Annotated in this window: 19 protein-coding genes and 1 riboswitch; of the genes, 4 read left to right on the top strand and 15 right to left on the bottom strand. The window is 37.8% G+C overall.

All coding sequences use genetic code 11. The annotated features are described in order from the left end of the window. Positions 1-148 precede the first annotated feature (148 nt). A complete protein-coding gene (locus tag AT683_RS08545; protein WP_005667437.1) occupies positions 149-664 on the top strand; it encodes a SprT family zinc-dependent metalloprotease in 516 nt (171 codons plus the stop codon). Positions 665-714: 50 nt separating this feature from the next. Further along, the gene (locus tag AT683_RS08540; RefSeq protein ID WP_005647500.1) at positions 715-1,227 is read left to right on the top strand and encodes an opacity family porin; all 513 of its coding nucleotides are present in this window, start codon (positions 715-717) and stop codon (positions 1,225-1,227) included. A gap of 97 nt (positions 1,228-1,324) precedes the next feature. Here the strand turns inward: AT683_RS08540 and AT683_RS08535 are convergent, their stop codons facing one another. The 6 genes from AT683_RS08535 to lpcA form a co-directional block, all read right to left on the bottom strand. Then, positions 1,325-1,753: a YadA C-terminal domain-containing protein gene (locus AT683_RS08535; protein ID WP_227990536.1), complete on the bottom strand. Its 429-nt coding sequence runs from the start codon at positions 1,751-1,753 to the stop codon at positions 1,325-1,327. Between the two features lie 92 nt (positions 1,754-1,845). Further along, positions 1,846-2,529, bottom strand: a complete 684-nt coding sequence (gene artM / locus AT683_RS08530; RefSeq protein ID WP_005657179.1) for an arginine ABC transporter permease ArtM — start codon at positions 2,527-2,529, stop codon at positions 1,846-1,848. Further along, positions 2,529-3,194 (bottom strand): arginine ABC transporter permease ArtQ, encoded by a 666-nt coding sequence (gene artQ, locus AT683_RS08525; protein WP_005660414.1) that lies wholly within the window; start codon positions 3,192-3,194, stop codon positions 2,529-2,531. Before artQ ends, artM begins: the two co-directional genes overlap by 1 nt. A gap of 3 nt (positions 3,195-3,197) precedes the next feature. Continuing rightward, on the bottom strand, positions 3,198-3,917 hold the full coding sequence (locus AT683_RS08520) for a lysine/arginine/ornithine ABC transporter substrate-binding protein (RefSeq protein WP_050845870.1): 720 nt from the start codon (positions 3,915-3,917) through the stop codon (positions 3,198-3,200). Positions 3,918-3,934: 17 nt separating this feature from the next. After that, positions 3,935-4,666 carry an arginine ABC transporter ATP-binding protein ArtP gene (gene artP / locus AT683_RS08515; RefSeq protein WP_058222234.1) on the bottom strand — a complete coding sequence of 244 codons (732 nt, stop codon included), beginning with the start codon at positions 4,664-4,666 and terminating at the stop codon, positions 3,935-3,937. 125 nt (positions 4,667-4,791) lie between these two features. Continuing rightward, positions 4,792-5,376, bottom strand: a complete 585-nt coding sequence (gene lpcA, locus AT683_RS08510; RefSeq protein ID WP_005663828.1) for a D-sedoheptulose 7-phosphate isomerase — start codon at positions 5,374-5,376, stop codon at positions 4,792-4,794. 207 nt (positions 5,377-5,583) lie between these two features. Here lpcA and AT683_RS08505 point away from each other — a divergent pair, with 207 nt between their 5' ends. After that, positions 5,584-6,390: a DNA ligase gene (locus AT683_RS08505; protein ID WP_058222244.1), complete on the top strand. Its 807-nt coding sequence runs from the start codon at positions 5,584-5,586 to the stop codon at positions 6,388-6,390. A gap of 28 nt (positions 6,391-6,418) precedes the next feature. On the opposite strand, the gene AT683_RS08500 is transcribed toward AT683_RS08505, so the two are convergent. The 8 genes from AT683_RS08500 to queC all read right to left on the bottom strand — a co-directional run bounded on the left by AT683_RS08500 (position 6,419) and on the right by queC (position 14,927). Then, positions 6,419-7,402 carry a peptide ABC transporter ATP-binding protein gene (locus AT683_RS08500; protein ID WP_005663823.1) on the bottom strand — a complete coding sequence of 328 codons (984 nt, stop codon included), beginning with the start codon at positions 7,400-7,402 and terminating at the stop codon, positions 6,419-6,421. Between the two features lie 2 nt (positions 7,403-7,404). Beyond that, the gene (dppD, locus tag AT683_RS08495) at positions 7,405-8,397 is read right to left on the bottom strand and encodes a dipeptide ABC transporter ATP-binding protein (RefSeq protein ID WP_058222233.1); all 993 of its coding nucleotides are present in this window, start codon (positions 8,395-8,397) and stop codon (positions 7,405-7,407) included. A 9-nt stretch (positions 8,398-8,406) separates the two neighbouring features. Further along, positions 8,407-9,294 (bottom strand): ABC transporter permease subunit, encoded by an 888-nt coding sequence (locus AT683_RS08490; RefSeq protein ID WP_005653671.1) that lies wholly within the window; start codon positions 9,292-9,294, stop codon positions 8,407-8,409. A gap of 14 nt (positions 9,295-9,308) precedes the next feature. Continuing rightward, positions 9,309-10,310, bottom strand: coding sequence for an ABC transporter permease subunit (locus tag AT683_RS08485; protein WP_005647473.1), 1,002 nt, complete (start codon positions 10,308-10,310; stop codon positions 9,309-9,311). Between the two features lie 89 nt (positions 10,311-10,399). Continuing rightward, on the bottom strand, positions 10,400-12,580 hold the full coding sequence (gene uvrD / locus AT683_RS08480; protein ID WP_042594456.1) for a DNA helicase II: 2,181 nt from the start codon (positions 12,578-12,580) through the stop codon (positions 10,400-10,402). 609 nt (positions 12,581-13,189) lie between these two features. Beyond that, positions 13,190-13,825 (bottom strand): 7-carboxy-7-deazaguanine synthase QueE, encoded by a 636-nt coding sequence (locus AT683_RS08470; protein ID WP_005686506.1) that lies wholly within the window; start codon positions 13,823-13,825, stop codon positions 13,190-13,192. Next, positions 13,826-14,251 (bottom strand): 6-carboxytetrahydropterin synthase QueD, encoded by a 426-nt coding sequence (gene queD / locus AT683_RS08465; RefSeq protein ID WP_011272433.1) that lies wholly within the window; start codon positions 14,249-14,251, stop codon positions 13,826-13,828. Beyond that, positions 14,244-14,927 (bottom strand): 7-cyano-7-deazaguanine synthase QueC, encoded by a 684-nt coding sequence (gene queC, locus AT683_RS08460; RefSeq protein WP_011272434.1) that lies wholly within the window; start codon positions 14,925-14,927, stop codon positions 14,244-14,246. The genes queD and queC overlap by 8 nt, the downstream gene beginning before the upstream one ends. A 1-nt stretch (position 14,928) precedes the next feature. Next, positions 14,929-14,973, bottom strand: a riboswitch (PreQ1 riboswitch). 109 nt (positions 14,974-15,082) lie between these two features. On the opposite strand from queC, the gene AT683_RS08455 reads away from it, so the two are divergent. After that, complete coding sequence (locus AT683_RS08455) at positions 15,083-15,226, top strand: hypothetical protein (protein WP_005634891.1); 144 nt, start codon at positions 15,083-15,085, stop codon at positions 15,224-15,226. Between the two features lie 50 nt (positions 15,227-15,276). On the opposite strand, the gene ilvE is transcribed toward AT683_RS08455, so the two are convergent. Next, positions 15,277-16,308: a branched-chain-amino-acid transaminase gene (ilvE, locus tag AT683_RS08450; protein ID WP_011272435.1), complete on the bottom strand. Its 1,032-nt coding sequence runs from the start codon at positions 16,306-16,308 to the stop codon at positions 15,277-15,279. Between the last annotated feature and the right edge of the window lie 342 nt (positions 16,309-16,650).

Raw genomic sequence — 16,650 nt, 5'->3', positions numbered from 1 at the left:
TAAGGCTATCTCCTTTCAGAGTTGTTAAACAAAGCTGATCGAGATTGAGTTACTGCCTGACCCGCCAGTCAGGCAATAACGTACCTGACCAACCACTGGTTATTCTATCATATAAAAGCCGCTTATCTAGCGGTTTTTGCTTTTACCGATGACATCAATATCACTTATTCCATTCCGTCATTTAAAAATGCAAGTGCAACGCAAATTGAATCAGTCTTTGCTGCTTGCAGAGGCTTATTTTAAGCGAAAATTTACAATGCCAGAGGTAAATTATGAGTTACGAGGTATAAAGGCAGGCGTGGCTTACCTACAAAAAAATGAAATAAAATTTAACCGCACTTTATTGCAAGAAAATACGGATGAATTTATTCGACAAGTCGTGCCACATGAGCTTGCGCATTTGATTGTGTATCAAATGTTTGGTCGCGTAAAACCACACGGGAAAGAGTGGCAGCTTGTAATGAATGAAATTTTTAAGCTTCCCGCAGACACTTGCCATCAATTTGATATAAAAAACGTGCAAGGTAAAACCTTTGAATATCGTTGTGCTTGCCAAACCCATTTTCTAACTATTCGTCGGCATAACAAAATAATGAAAGAAAACATCGAATATTTGTGTAAAAAATGTAAGGGAAAATTAGTTTTTGTCGATGATGAAGAATAATTTTTGTGATATATTTTTCCAATTTATTCAATAAATAAAGGAGTTATCCAATGAAAAAATCTTTATTAGCAGTTATTGTTGGTGCATTTGCCTTTGCTTCTGTTGCAAATGCGAATATTTATGCTGAGGGCGATATCGGTTTATCTCAAACTAAAGCAAACGGTAGTAACAATACAAGAGTTGAACCTCGCGTATCCGTGGGTTATAAAGTAGGAAATACACGTGTTGCGGGTGATTATACTCATCATGGAAAAGTTGATGGCACAAAAATTCAAGGTTTAGGTGCATCAGTATTATATGATTTTGACACGAATTCTAAAGTGCAACCTTATGTTGGTGCTCGTGTAGCGACTAATCAATTTAAATACACCAATCGCGCAGAACAAAAGTTTAAAAGTTCTTCTGATATTAAGCTCGGATATGGGGTTGTAGCAGGTGCAAAATATAAGTTAGATGGCAACTGGTACGCAAATGGTGGAGTTGAGTACAATCGTTTAGGTAATTTTGATAGTACCAAAGTTAATAACTATGGTGCGAAAGTTGGTGTGGGTTACGGATTCTAATTTTTAGAATACAAAAATCTTTTTTATAAAACACTTTAATTTAACGGTGATCGTTTAAAACAATCACCGTTATTTATTTTGGGATGATTTCAATACGCTAAAACCCAAAACTTACCCCAGTTGCAGCACCCACACCGTTATTGGTATCAGCAGAGCCTGAAAGGCTAATTACCATATTCGGTTTAGGTGTATAACTAACCCCAACTGCAACGGCAGATTGTCCTCGATAAGTAGTCCCTGCAGCTACGCCAGTAATTTGGCGGGTTATGCCTCTTATTTCATTCCCCACTGAAACCGAACCCGCAGTGCCTTTCCAAATTGAAACTAATTCATTTTTAGCTGTTTCATAAGATTTAGTCGCATTGTCAATCTTAGCTTGATTTGGATTAGCTGCGGTTTTCAACTGTTCCATATTGCTTTTTAACCCAGCAACTTCCTCTTTTTTTTTCGGCAAATCGTAAAGAATATTATGTAATTCTGCCAAATCAGCATAATTTTGACGCTCTGTTTTATAAGCATTTTCCAATGGCTTAATTTCAAAAATATGTGATCAAGATCACAAAATAAAAAATCCCAACGGAGATTGGGATTTAAAATCACTAAAAATTTTACCGCACTTTATGCTTTGCTTACTTCAAAACGTTCAAATGCCAATACTTTTTTCTCTAATTTACGTAGTAATAATGTTGCAATGCCCGTAATAATTAAATAGATACCGCCCGCAATGCCGTAAATTGTGATTGCATCATATTCTGTCCCATAAAGTTGGCGTGCGTAACCCATAATATCCATAATCGTAATGGTGGATGCTAATGCCGTGCCTTTAAATACCAAAATAATTTCGTTACTGTAAGACGGCAACGCACGTTTTAAGGCATAAGGAATTAAAATTTTTAAAGTTTGTATGCGGTTTAATCCTAATGCGCCACAACTTTCCCATTGTCCTTTGGGAATGGCTTTCACTGCACCGTGAAATAATTGGGTGGAATAGGCTGCACTGTTTAGTGCTAAAGCTAATGCAGCACAGAACCACGCATTGGATAAGACATACCATAATGGGCTGTCAATAATCCATTGGAATTGACCGGGCCCTGCATAAATTAAAAAGAACTGTACTAACAGTGGCGTGCCTGTGAATAAAGTAAGGTATAAATTGACCGCACTTTTTATCCATTTGTTTTCCATTGAAAGTAAAAAAGTAAGAAATAAGGCTAAAAAGAAAGCAATCAGTAAGGATACGACTGTGAGGAGTAAACTCGTTGGGATCCCTTGTGCGATCACAGTTAAATATTCTTGAAACATTATTTCACGCCCCTTTCAAAACGAGTAAAACGCAGCTCTAATTTTCGAATACCAACTTGGCTAATTAATGTCACTGCTAAATAAATTAACGCAGCAATACCATACCAAGTAAAAGGCTGATGGGTGTTGGTATTAATCAGATCCGCTTGGCGCATCAAATCGTCTACGCCAATTAATGAAACCAATGCCGTATCTTTTAGCAATACAAGCCATTGGTTGCTTAAACCAGGTAAGGCGTGACGCCATACTTGTGGCATAACAATATGAATGAACGTATAGCTTTTGCTTAAGCCTAACGCTGCACCTGATTCCCATTGTCCTTTTGGTATGGCTTGAATTGCACCGCGTAATGTTTGTGAAGCATAAGCTGCAAAAATGAGAGAAAGCGCAAACACACCACAGCCAAATGCCCCAAATTCAATGTATTCTCCTGTCAGCATTTCGACTAATTCGGTAGAACCAAAATAGACAAGTAATACAACAATAATTTCGGGTAAGCCACGTAATAATGCCACAAATACTGTCATCGGCTTGCCAACAAAGCGATTTGCTTCAAGCACGGCAAAAATAAGGCTTAAAAATAAGCCTAAGAGCAATGAACAGACCGCAAGCCCTAAAGTCATTAGAGCAGCGGTAAACATTAAAGAAAGAAAGTCAGAAAACATAAATTATTTTGTCATCCATTTATCATAGATTTTTTGGTATTCGCCATTTGCTTTAATTGCAGCTAAACCTTTGTTTAATTGTGCAGCCAAATCTTTGTTTGATTTGTGCATTGCAATACCTAAACCATTACCAAAATATTTTTTATTGGTTACTTTTTCGCCTACAAATTGAATTTCTGGCTCTTTGGAAATCATATCGGAAAGCACTGCGGTATCGCCCAAAATAATGTCAATCCGACCGCTCTTTAAGTCTAAAATGGCATTTTGTAAACTTGCATAGGATTTTGGACTATATTGCTTGGTTTCTGCTACGGTATATTGTTGGAATGTTGTACCATTTTGAACACCTATATTTTTTGCACTTTCTAAGGTTGCTTTGCCTTTAAGAGCAACATAGCTTGCAGAGCTATCGTAATACGCATCAGAGAATAACACTTGTTTTGCACGAGCATCGGTAATATCGATTGCGGAAATTGCTGCATCAAAACGTTTTGCTTTTAAACTTGGAATTAATGAATCAAAGGTTTCGCTCTTGAATTTACAGGTTACTTGAATTTCTTGACAAATTGCATTCGCCACATCCACATCAAAACCAATAATTTCGCCTTTTGCATTTGTGGTTTCAAATGGTGGATAGCTAGGTTCCATTGCAAAAGTGAGTTCTTGTGCGCTTACAGCAATAGATGATCCCAATAAAATGGCAGTTAATAATGTTTTTTTCATCGTAAGTTCCTTATTTTCTAGTGAGAAAGATAGTGTTTAAATTGTTCCGTTTTTGGATTTTCAAAGCAATCAGCCGATCCCATTTCGACGATTTTACCTTGTTCCATATAGACGACTTTTGTCGCTACTTTTTGCGCCACATTGACTTCGTGGGTTACAATCACTTGCGTAATGCCAGTTTCTTGTAATTCTTTAATAATATCTACAACTTGCGCTGTAATTTCTGGATCTAGCGCAGCCGTTGGTTCATCAAATAACAGAACTTGTGGCTTCATCATCAGGGCGCGCGCTATTGCAACACGTTGTTGTTGACCGCCTGATAAATGCAATGGAAAGCGATCGGCAAGTTGTTCTAAACGTAAACGTTTTAACAATTCCATTGCATCGGTTTTCGCTTCATTTTCACTCACACCACGTACTTTCATTGGTGCTTCAATTAGGTTTTCAATTACCGTTAAGTGCGGCCAGAGATGATATTGTTGAAAAACCATTCCTACATCTTGGCGTAATTGTCGGATTGCTTTGGGATTTGCCATTGCATTGGATAAATTAAAATCATTATTTGCAATACTTAATTCACCAGACTTTGGCACTTCTAACAAATTTAATGTGCGAATTAATGTACTTTTGCCTGCACCACTTGGGCCCAGCAACACAACGGTATCGCCTTCTTCTGCTTCAAGGTTAATATCAAATAACGTTTGTGATGAACCGTAAAAGAAATTGAGATTTTTAACACGAATAGCCATTTTTCTTCTCTATGCTTCATAAGATGAAAAAATATTACATTTTTATGCATAATTATGCAAGTGCTATTAATAAAAAATCCCAAAAAATTTGGGATTTTAAAAACTTGATTGAAATCAACCGCACTTTAGGCTTGTTTTGCCATTTCAAACTCAATTAACATCATTAAAATATGAATAACTTTGATATGGATTTCTTGAATACGATCTGCATAACGGAAATGGGGTACACGAATTTCAACATCTGCTAATCCTGCCATTTTCCCGCCGTCTTTTCCTGTCATCGCAATGACTTTCATGCCTTTTGCTTTTGCCGCTTCAATAGCATTTAAGATATTTTTTGAATTACCAGAGGTTGATAAACCGAATAACACATCGCCTTTTTGCCCCACCGCTTCAACATAGCGAGAAAAGACATATTCATAGCCAAAATCATTACTTACACAGCTTAAATGACTTACATCTGAAATCGCAATAGCGGGGTAGCCAGGGCGATTTTCACGATAACGCCCCGTTAATTCTTCTGCAAAATGCATCGCATCACAGTGCGAACCGCCATTACCACAAGAAAGCACTTTTCCACCTTGTTTAAAACTATTGGAAATTAATAATGCCGCTTCTTGAATTAATTTAATGTTATTTTCGTCAGAAATAAATTTGTTTAACACATCTTGTGCTTCCACAAGTTCTGCTTTGATTTGATCTAAATACATTGATTGCTCCTTGTTGGGAATAAAATCGCGATGGCATTGTATAGCAGATGAAGATTCTTCGCTAGCCTAAATAAAAATTCATCTTTTTTCGATGAAATAATGATTTTTTGCGATTTAGATCGAAAAAATAAGTTTGAGTGGTTGGATATTTTTCAAGATATGTTTATCTTGCGTAAACTTATTAGCCCTTTAATTTTCAAAAACACAATGAAATTTTACCGCACTTTGTTACTTTTCTTTGCTAGTTCTTTTGCTTTTGCTAACTCAGATTTAATGCTTCTTCATACCTATAATAATCAACCCATAGAGGGTTGGGTGATGTCTGAAAAGTTAGATGGTGTACGCGGTTATTGGGATGGAAAGCAATTATTAACCCGACAAGGGCAACCTTTATTACCGCCCGCCTATTTCACTAAGGATTTTCCGCCTTTTGCCATTGATGGCGAATTATTTAGTGAGCGAAATCATTTTGAGGAAATTTCATCCATCACAAAATCTTTTAAAGGCGATGGTTGGGAAAAACTTAAATTGTATGTTTTTGATGTGCCTGATGCAGAGGGCAATTTATTTGAGCGTTTAGCTAAATTGAAAGCCTATTTACTTGAATATCCTACAACTTATATTGAAATTATTGAGCAAATTCCTGTTAAAGATAAAACCCATTTATATCAATTTCTTGCACAAGTCGAAAATTTGCAAGGCGAGGGCGTTGTTGTACGTAACCCTAATGCACCTTATGAACGTAAGCGAAGCTCACAAATTTTAAAATTGAAAACAGCACGAGATGAAGAATGTACGGTTATTGCACACCATAAAGGCAAAGGACAATTTGAAAATGTGATGGGTGCTTTAACTTGTAAAAATCATCGGGGAGAATTTAAAATCGGTTCGGGTTTTAATTTAAACGAACGAGAAAATCCCCCTCCGATAGGATCTGTGATTACTTATAAATATCGAGGCATTACGAATAGTGGAAAACCTCGATTTGCAACCTATTGGCGAGAGAAAAAATGAGCCTATTTATAAATCTGACAAAATGAATTTAATCAATATGGAAACAAGCGATTAATTTTCCATCAGTATATTGTTCCAAGTGCGGTTGATTTTCACGACATTTTTCTGTCGCTTTCCAACAACGAGGATTAAATGCACAGCCTTTTGGCGGATTAATCGGGCTTGGCAATTCGCCTGTCAGTTTTATGCGTTCACGGCGCAAGTTTGGCGACAAACGTGGTGTCGCTGAAAGTAACGCTTTGGTATAAGGATGCTGAGGATTAGAAAAAATCTGCTCTGTCGTCCCTTTTTCAATACAACGACCTAGATACATTACCATCACTTCATCAGCGATATGTTCTACCACAGAAAGATCGTGTGAAATGAACACGTAAGACAAGCCTAATTCATCTTGTAAATCCATCATTAAATTCAGTACTTGTGCACGCACGGAAACATCCAATGCAGAAACAGGCTCATCGGCAACGACAACATCTGGATCTAACATTAAACCACGAGCGATGGCAATACGTTGGCGTTGTCCGCCTGAGAACATGTGGGGATAACGATCATAAAATTCAGCGCGCAAGCCCACTTTTTCCATCATCGATAAAACTTTTTCTCGCCGTTCTTTGGCGGAAAGTTTTGTATTGATGATTAATGGTTCTTCCAAAATTGAACCAATCTTTTTGCGTGGATTTAACGATGCGTAAGGATTTTGAAAAACTATTTGAATTTTTTTACGACGTAGTGCTTTTGTTTCAGAATCATTTTCTAAAAAATTATGCCCTTTGTAATAAAGTTCGCCTTTGGTTGGTTCTTCAATCATTGTCAATAAACGACCTAGCGTTGATTTTCCACAACCAGATTCCCCCACGACTGCTAAAGTTTTACCTCGTTCAAGCTGAAAAGAGACACCATCCAACGCTTTTACTTGCTGTGGTTTTGCAAACAAGCCTTTTTTTACAGGGTAATATTTTTTTAAGCCAATGGCATTTAATAATGGCGTATTTTCTTTTACTTCATTCGTCATTATTAAGCTCCTTGATATTCAACTGGATTGCCTTGCTCGTTCAGCGAAGTATGGCATTTTACTTTACGCGAACCGATATGATGCAATTGAGGTTCAACTTGGCGACAATATTCGGTGGCATAAGGGCAGCGAGGATTTAATAAACAGCCTGTTGGGCGATCGTATTTTCCAGGGACGACCCCTTGTAATGATTCTAAGCGAGATTTTCCCTCTGCAAATTCAGGTAATGAACGTAACAAGGCTTGTGTGTAAGGATGTTTTGGTTCGCGGAAAATATCTTTTGCGGTGCCTTCTTCAACGATTTGTCCAGCATACATCACGATAATTCGCTCTGCCGCTTCAGCCACAAGTGCTAGATCGTGAGTAATCAAAATTAGGGACATACATTCTTTCTTTTGCAATTCAAGTAAGAGTTCCATAATTTGAGCTTGGATAGTCACGTCCAATGCCGTGGTTGGTTCGTCAGCAATCAATAATTTAGGTCTGCAAGCAATTGCCATCGCAATCATCACGCGCTGGCTCATTCCACCAGACAGCTGATGGGGATAAACATCAATCCGAGATTCAGGATCAGGAATACCGACCAATTTTAAAAGCTCTAAAGTGCGGTCTTTTCTCGCCTTTTTTGTGCCGCCTTCGTGAGTTTTTAACGCTTCCATAATTTGGAATCCCACAGTATAAGCAGGATTTAAACTTGTCATCGGATCTTGGAAAATCATCGCAACATCAGCACCAATAAGCTGGCGTTTAGCTTTACTCTCTAAAGTGAGTAAATCAGTATTTTCAAATTGCAAGGATTCAGCAGATACACGTCCAGGATGATCAATTAATCCCATAATTGCGAGAGAACTCACAGATTTACCCGAACCTGATTCTCCCACAATGCCAAGCACTTCGCCTTGTGCGACTTGATAGCTAATGCGATCCACTGCTTTAAATGGCGTTTTTTTATCGCCAAAGTGAACAGAAAGTTCTTTTACGTCTAATAATGCCATTCTGTTTTCCTATTGTTTGAGTTTTGGATCAAGGGCATCACGCAAGCCATCGCCCATTAAGTTGAAAGCTAATACCAAAGATAAAATCACTAAGCCAGGAATTGTAACTAACCAGTTTGCCGCTTGCATAAAACCACGAGCTTCGGAAAGCATTGTGCCAAGTTCTGGTGTTGGTGGTTTTGCACCAATGCCTAAGAAACCAAGTGTCGCGAGTTCTAAGATAGCATTGGATATTCCCATAGTCATTTGCACAATTAAAGGGGCTAAACAGTTTGGTAAAATCACAATAAACATGAGGCGTAAAATACCTGCCCCTGCCACTTTAGATGAAGTCACATAATCACGATTTTTTTCATTCATCATCGCTGCTCGAGTTAAACGCACATAGCTAGGAATCGATACCACGGCGATCGCTAAAGTGGCATTGGCGAGTGATGGCTCTAAAATAGAGACGACTACAATCGTCAAAAGTAAGTTTGGAATTGCGAGCATAATATCAATTAGGCGAATGATAATTGTATCTAGCACGCCGCCATAATAGCCAGAAATCAAGCCAAGGCTGGTACCAAAGGCGCAAGATAGTAATACGATGATAAATCCCGCAAAGACGGAAATTCGCGTTCCATAAATAATACGCGAAAGAATATCTCGCCCAATATCGTCTGTGCCGAGTAAATAAGCAGGATTACCGCCCTCATACCAAGCAGGGGGAAGTAAAAGTGCGGTACGATTTTGTTCTGTTGGATCAAAAGGCGCAATATAAGGTGCGAGAATGCTGATTAAGGCAACAATCAAAATAAAAATTAAACCAATTAGCGCACCACGATTTTGTTTGAAGTAAAACCAAAATTCTTGTAAAGGTGTTTTTGGCGCAAAAGTTAAAGGCGTGTCAGACATAATTTCTCCTACAATTAATGACGGATACGCGGATTGACCACGCCGTAAAGTAAATCGACGGTTAAATTCACCACAATAATAATCGTCGCAATAATCAGTACAGAACCTTGTAATACCGGATAATCACGGGCTTGAATGGCATCAATAATCCATTTTCCAATCCCCGGCCAAGAGAAAATAGTTTCTGTGAGAACTGCACCAGAAAGCAATTGACCTACAATTAACCCGACCACAGTGACAACAGGAATTAACGCATTACGCAATGCGTGAACAATAACAATTCGAGTATAGCTTAAACCTTTTGCTTTTGCCGTGCGAATGTAATCTTCGCCTAATACTTCCAGCATTGCAGATCGTGTCATACGCGTAATAATGGCGAGAGGAACTGTGCCTAGGACTATTGCAGGAAGAATTAAGGATTTCACCGCATTTTCGAAGGCACCTGGCATACCAGAAAGCCAGCTGTCAATAAGCATAAATCCTGTTGGTGTATCGATCCAAAATTCATTATCTAAACGTCCACCTTGTGGCAAACCGAGTTGTGGCGAAACATATAAAATTAAAATTAAACCCCACCAGAAAATCGGCATAGAATAACCTGTGAGCGATGCAGCTGTAACGGTGTGAGAAATCCAACTGTCTTTTTTTACTGCGGCAATCGTGCCTAAAATTATTCCACCTAATAATGACCAAAATAACGCAAAAAAAGCTAATTCAGCGGTAGCAGGAAAAAGCGTAAAAAATTCAGTAAGGACAGGTTGTTGAGTGCGGAACGATGCACCGAAATCCCCTTGAATTACATTGCCAATATAGTGGAAATATTGCTGATAAAGAGGTAAATCTAAACCCAATTGGTGCATCATTTGTTGATGTACTTCTGCCGTTAAGCCACGTTCCCCCATCAGAATTTCCACAGGATCACCGGGAATAAAATGCACAAGGGCAAAGGTAATAAGAGTAATGGCAATAAAAGTAGGGATCACCATTAAGATTCGTTTGAATACAAATTTAAACATTCCATCACTCGTAGATAATAAAAGTGCGGTAAAAATTCACCGCACTTTTCAAAGAAATTAATCGGTAAAAAATATAATACTCTTGAATTCTACCGCACTTTTTCCAATTTTGCCAAATGCGCAATCAACCATTTAATGCCTTGAGCTTGGAACGCTATTTGTAAACGTGTGTTATTTTCAGATCCTTCCACATTAATCACTGTGCCGAAACCAAATTTTTCGTGTTTAACTTTTTGACCCATTTTCCATTCATTTTCGACCGCACTGGTATTCGACAATGAACCGACTTTTGCTAGGTTCATCGCACGCGTGACTGTCCCTCGTAAACGAATTTCTTGGATACATTCTCTCGGTAATTCTGCGATAAACCGTGATGGCAAATGGCGTTCTTCTTTGGCATATAATCGACGGCTTTCCGCATAAGAGATGGTCAGTTTTTTCTGCGCACGAGTAATACCGACATAAGCTAAACGACGCTCTTCTTCTAAACGTCCGGGTTCTTCAAAAGAACGAAAACTTGGGAATAATCCTTCTTCTACGCCCACCATAAATACACGAGGAAATTCTAAGCCTTTCGCAGAGTGCAACGTCATCATTTCTACACAAGATTGATGCGGCGAGGCTTGTTCTTCGCCAGCTTCTAAGGAAGCGTGCGTTAAAAAGGCAGTGAGTTCGGTCATTTCTTCCGCATTATCAGGTTTGATAAATTCACGGGTTGCGGTAACTAATTCTTCCAAATTTTCAATACGCACTTCGCCTTTTTCGCCTTTTTCTTGTTGATACATTTCATATAAGCCCGAATGTTTAATCACAAAATCAGTTTGTGCGAAAAGCGGCATTTCTGCGGTATCAAGTTGTAGTGAATTAATTAATTCTTGGAAACGTAATAAGGCTGTTGAGGCTCGCCCTGCCAACATATTTTCTTGTGTTGCGACTTGTACTGCTTGCCATAAGGTAATTTGGCGTTCACGTGTTAAGTTACGCAATATATCTAAAGTGCGGTCGCCAATGCCACGGGTTGGCGTATTAATTACACGCTCAAAAGCCGCATCATCTTGACGATTATTAATCAAACGAAGATAGGCTAACGCATCTTTAATTTCTTGACGTTCGAAGAAACGCATACCGCCATAAATACGGTATGGAATTTGACAACGAATTAAAGCTTCTTCAATAACCCGTGATTGGCTATTACTACGATAAAGTACAGCGCAATCATCAAGTTTTCCGCCATGTTCCACCCAATCCTGAATTTGTGAGGCGACAAATTTTGCTTCGTCTAATTCATTAAAGGCAGCATAGATGCCCACAGGATCGCCTTTTTCACCCTCTGTCCATAAATTTTTACCAAGACGATCACTATTGTTTGCAATTAATTCATTTGCGCTGTTTAGGATATTGGCGGTAGAACGATAGTTTTGTTCAAGGCGAATTGTTTCGGCTTTGAAATCTTTCAAGAATTTTTGGATATTTTCTATTTGTGCACCACGCCAACCGTATATAGATTGATCATCATCGCCCACAATCATGACTTTGCCTGTTTTTCCAGAAAGAATTTTGATCCATTTATATTGGATTTTATTGGTGTCTTGAAATTCATCCACCAAAATATGCTGAAAACGTTGTTGATAACGTTGCAAAATTAATGGTTTTTTCTCAAATAATTCATAGACCCGAATTAATAATTCAGCAAAATCGACCAACCCTGCGCGATCGCAAGTGTCTTGATAGATCTGATAAATTTTAATCCATTCACGTTCTTGGCGATCATTAAAATCTTCAATATCATTTGGTCGCAAGCCTTCATCTTTTTTGTTATTGATGTACCAACAAGCCTGTTTAGGCGGAAAAGCTTTTTCATCAAAATTATGTAATTTTAATAATCGTTTAATTAAACGAAGTTGATCTTCTGAATCTAAAATTTGGAAATCTTGTGGCAATCCCACATCTAAATGATGAGCTCGTAATAAACGATGGGCAATGCTGTGAAAGGTGCCAATCCACATACCAACTAATTGATGTTGTGCGTGTTTGGCAAGGGTAGATTGAATACGATGACGCATTTCTGCTGCGGCTTTATTGGTAAAGGTCACCGCCATAATGCTGCCTTCAGAAATATTTTCGACCGCAATTAACCAAGCAATACGGTGCGTCAATACACGCGTTTTGCCCGATCCTGCACCAGCTAGCACTAGGTGATTACCAAGAGGAGCAGCTACGGCTTCGCGTTGTTTATCGTTAAGCCCGTCAAGTAATTCAGAAATATCCATCATAAACTATCTTTAATCTGTTTAAATTTACAGTTATTATAGTCTCATCTATCTTGTGAAACAATAAGATTTGTGAGTATATCAAAAGTAGGGTAGAACATTTTAAGAATAATATTAAGCGGGATTCTCCTATATCCTTAAACTCAACATCAAAACCATATGCTTTGAAAGCTATTTTTATACTATCTATAAACAAATTTTTAATTCGTTTACCTCTCATTCCTAAAATGCAAGGTTTCTCATTTTTCCAAAAATACCCATGATGTAATAGTATAGGAATGTTGTTTAATGACTTAATCAATACTTGATTTGCTAGGATTCCTGTAATGATTTTATAAACATTTGCTTTTCCTTCTACTTGCACGCCATTTTACGCATAGTCGGTGATTTTGTCCGAATTAAGTTTTAGGTTAAAAAGTTACTCAAATTCAATGTTATTCATAATTAATACAAATAAGAAAGAGTGAGATATGGTACAAAATTTCAAAAAATGGTTAGCACAAAGGAATGGGAGAAGTGTGCTATCCAAGTTTCATTATGATCACTCTCTAAAGTAGAAAACGTCATATACTAAATTATATACTGATCAAAAAATAATATTTCCTTCTATTACTCAATACCAATCAATTTATGTGTTTGTAAACTTAGCTGCCATTTAGGTTTATTTGAACGTTGATTCAATTGACCAAGTAAAGTGATAGTCTCAAGTAAATTCATTTTTCCATCAATTTCACAAGGTGAAAGATAGTAATTCTTTGCTTTTATTTTTTGCTCGATCAATTCACAAAATGATGGCATATTACTGTCCATTACAATACGTACTTCATTTGCAAATGGAATGCAACGCTTTTCATACTTATGAGCATAAAGGCTCTTAGGACTCGTCGCAATATAATCTATTTGTGCAGGAATTGCTTTTAGACCATTGGTTTCAATTGCAAGAAAATAGCCATCTGATTTAAATTGCTCAAGTAAGTATTCAATTTTTGGTACAATTGTTGGCTCACCACCTGTGATGATAATATTCTTTGACGAAAATGACCGCACTTTTTCTAGAATTTGTGATACAGACCAGCGTTTAAAATTATTATAAGGTGTATCACACCAAGGACAGTCTAGATTGCATTTACCAAATCGTACAAAAACACTTGGCATTCCCGTATTGAAGCCCTCCCCTTGCAGACTTTCAAAAATTTCGACTATGTTAAAGTTCGGTTCAAAATCATGATATTTTTCCATCAACATTTACTCCTGATACTCGCAAAATGAAGCTGGGGTTTCCCATAAACGAATGGATGATATGGACAGTTGTTCATCATGTTTTAAACGATTAAAAATAAAACGAGCTATTTCTTCTGCCGTAGTTCTAAAGGGAACACCAAAAGTTTTTGAGTTTAACTTTTGCAATAGAGTGGCAATTTGGCTTTCTCGCTCATTGGTTTGATCATAAATAAAGGCGTGATCCATCGGATCTAAAATAACTTTTTTCACAATAGACTTTAGATCTGAAAAATCAATGACCATTGCTTTTTTTGCACCTGATTCATATAAGTCACCCGAAATTTCAACTTGTAATTTATATGTGTGTCCATGTAAATTTTGACATTTCCCATCATGTCCATCTAATAAATGTGCCATGTCAAAGCTAAATTCTTTGGAAATTTTAAACATTTTTTCTACCTTTTTGAGTCAAATATTTCTTTAGACCTTTATTGCGTAAAATACAGCTTGGGCATTTTCCGCATCCACCTTCGATGCCTTCATAGCAAGTGTGAGTATGTTTTTGTACATAATCTAATACGCCTAATTCATCAGCAAGCTGCCAAGTTTGGGCTTTAGTGAGATACATTAATGGTGTTTTGATATTGAATTGATAATCCATAGCTAAATTTAATGTGACATTCATTGACTTGATAAACACATCTCGGCAATCTGGATAACCGCTGAAATCTGTTTCACATACGCCAGTGATAATATCTTGAATGCCTTGGCCTTTCGCATAAATCGCTGCATAAAGTAAAAATAGGGCATTGCGACCATCAACAAAAGTGTTTGGCAATTCATTCTCTTTTTGCTCAATATGCGCCTGTTCATCCATTAATGCATTATGTGTGATAGCTTTCATAACAGATGTATCAATCAAGGTTTGTTTAATGCCGAGATCTTGCACAATGGCGCGCGCCTTTTCTAATTCAATAGCATGACGCTGCCCATATTGAAAGGTAATGGCTTCTATGTTTTCTTTGCCGTATTCAGCAATAGCTTGGAATAAACAAGTCGTGGAGTCTTGTCCACCTGAAAAGATGACAATCGCTTTACGATCGTGGTTTGGATTGAAAATATTCATATTTTACCTAGTTTTTTATTGTAGGAGGTTTGCGAACTACGGGGGGTATTCTAGTGGGGAAGTTCTATTTTAGCAAGACAAGTGAAATATTTCGTTGGATGTGAAGTCGTTGTGCTACAATTCGCAGGTTTTTAATTTAGCAAAAAGGTTTACTTATGAAAAAATGGTTGTTGATTATCGCAGGCGCGTTGATTATTTCAGCTTGCGCAAATAAGGATGTGTATTTTAACGGTGCAGAAGGTTCGCATTCAGGTGTTAAATTTGATAAAGATTCTCGCCAATGGGGATTGAATCAATAAAAAAGTGCGGTTGATTTTTAACCGCACTTTCGTTTTTCTATTGGTAGAAATTATTCTACTTTCACAATCCAGCCTTCAGGTGCTTCGATATCACCGAATTGGATGCCTGTTAATTCATCATAAAGACGACGGGTAACAGGGCCTACTTCAGTTTCTGAATAGAATACGTGGAATTTTCCGTTGTGTTGAATGCCGCCCACTGGAGTAATCACCGCCGCTGTACCGCACGCACCAGCTTCTACGAATTGATCGAGTTGATCGATATACACATCGCCTTCAATAGCTTCCATACCTAAACGCTCTTTTGCGATATGTAAAAGAGAGTATTTAGTGATACTTGGTAAAATAGATTCTGATTTTGGTGTGATGAATTTATTGTCTTTTGTGATCCCAAAGAAGTTTGCCGCACCGACTTCTTCAATTTTAGTGTGAGTTTTTGGATCTAAATAGATTGCATCCGCAAATTTACGTTCTGGCGTACCTTGTTCTGCGGCTAATTCGTGTGGAAGTAAGCTTGCTGCGTAGTTCCCACCCACTTTCACACCACCAGTGCCCATTGGTGCAGCACGGTCATAATCAGTCGTGATAAAGTTTGATGGAGCCAAACCACCTTTGAAGTAAGCACCCACTGGGCAACAAAAAACAGAGAAAATAAACTCTGGTGCCGTTTTCACGCCGATATTTTCGCCCACGCCAATTAAGAATGGACGTAAGTATAAGGTTGCACCAGAACCGTAAGGACCCAACCAATCTTGGTTAGCTTTAACCACTTCTTTACATGCACGCACGAATAATTCAGTTGGTACGCGTGGCATTAAAAGACGGTCTGCGGTACGTTGCATACGCTCTGCATTTGCTTGCGGGCGGAATAAGTTGATTGAACCATCTTTGCAACGGTAAGCTTTTAAGCCTTCAAAGCATTGTTGGCCGTAGTGAAGTGCGGTAGAACCTTCGTGAATATGTAAAGTATTGTCTGTGGTGAGTTTTCCTTCGTCCCATTTGCCATCTTTCCAGTGAGCGATGAAGCGGTAATCTGTTTTAATATAACTAAAACCAAGGTTATTCCAGTCTAAGTCTTTCATTTTACTTCCTTAATATTATTTTTTGAATGAAATTTCGCTTAATCTACACCATTCCTGAAGTGATTTAAATAATAAATTCTCGAAATGATGCAATTTTTAGCCAACTAAAAAGGAATAATGAAATTTTGGAAACAGGGCAGGAAATAACAATATAGTTATGCTAAAATCGGGATGAAAAAAACGCCACTCAATGAGAGCAGCGTTTAACCAAATCGGTTTAATAATATACAGGAAGTAAATGAGTAACAAATTGTTACTCAAGTTCGGTTTCCCGAACTATATGCAAACACAACATCATACTTAAGTCTGAAACTCATTAACTAGTAAGGAATTACCAATCAT

The sequence above is a fragment of the Haemophilus influenzae genome, assembly GCF_001457655.1.
Taxonomy (GTDB): Bacteria; Pseudomonadota; Gammaproteobacteria; order Enterobacterales; family Pasteurellaceae; genus Haemophilus; species Haemophilus influenzae.
The sequence above is the reverse complement of the archived record's forward strand: the minus strand, read 5'-3'. Positions and strand labels throughout refer to the sequence as shown.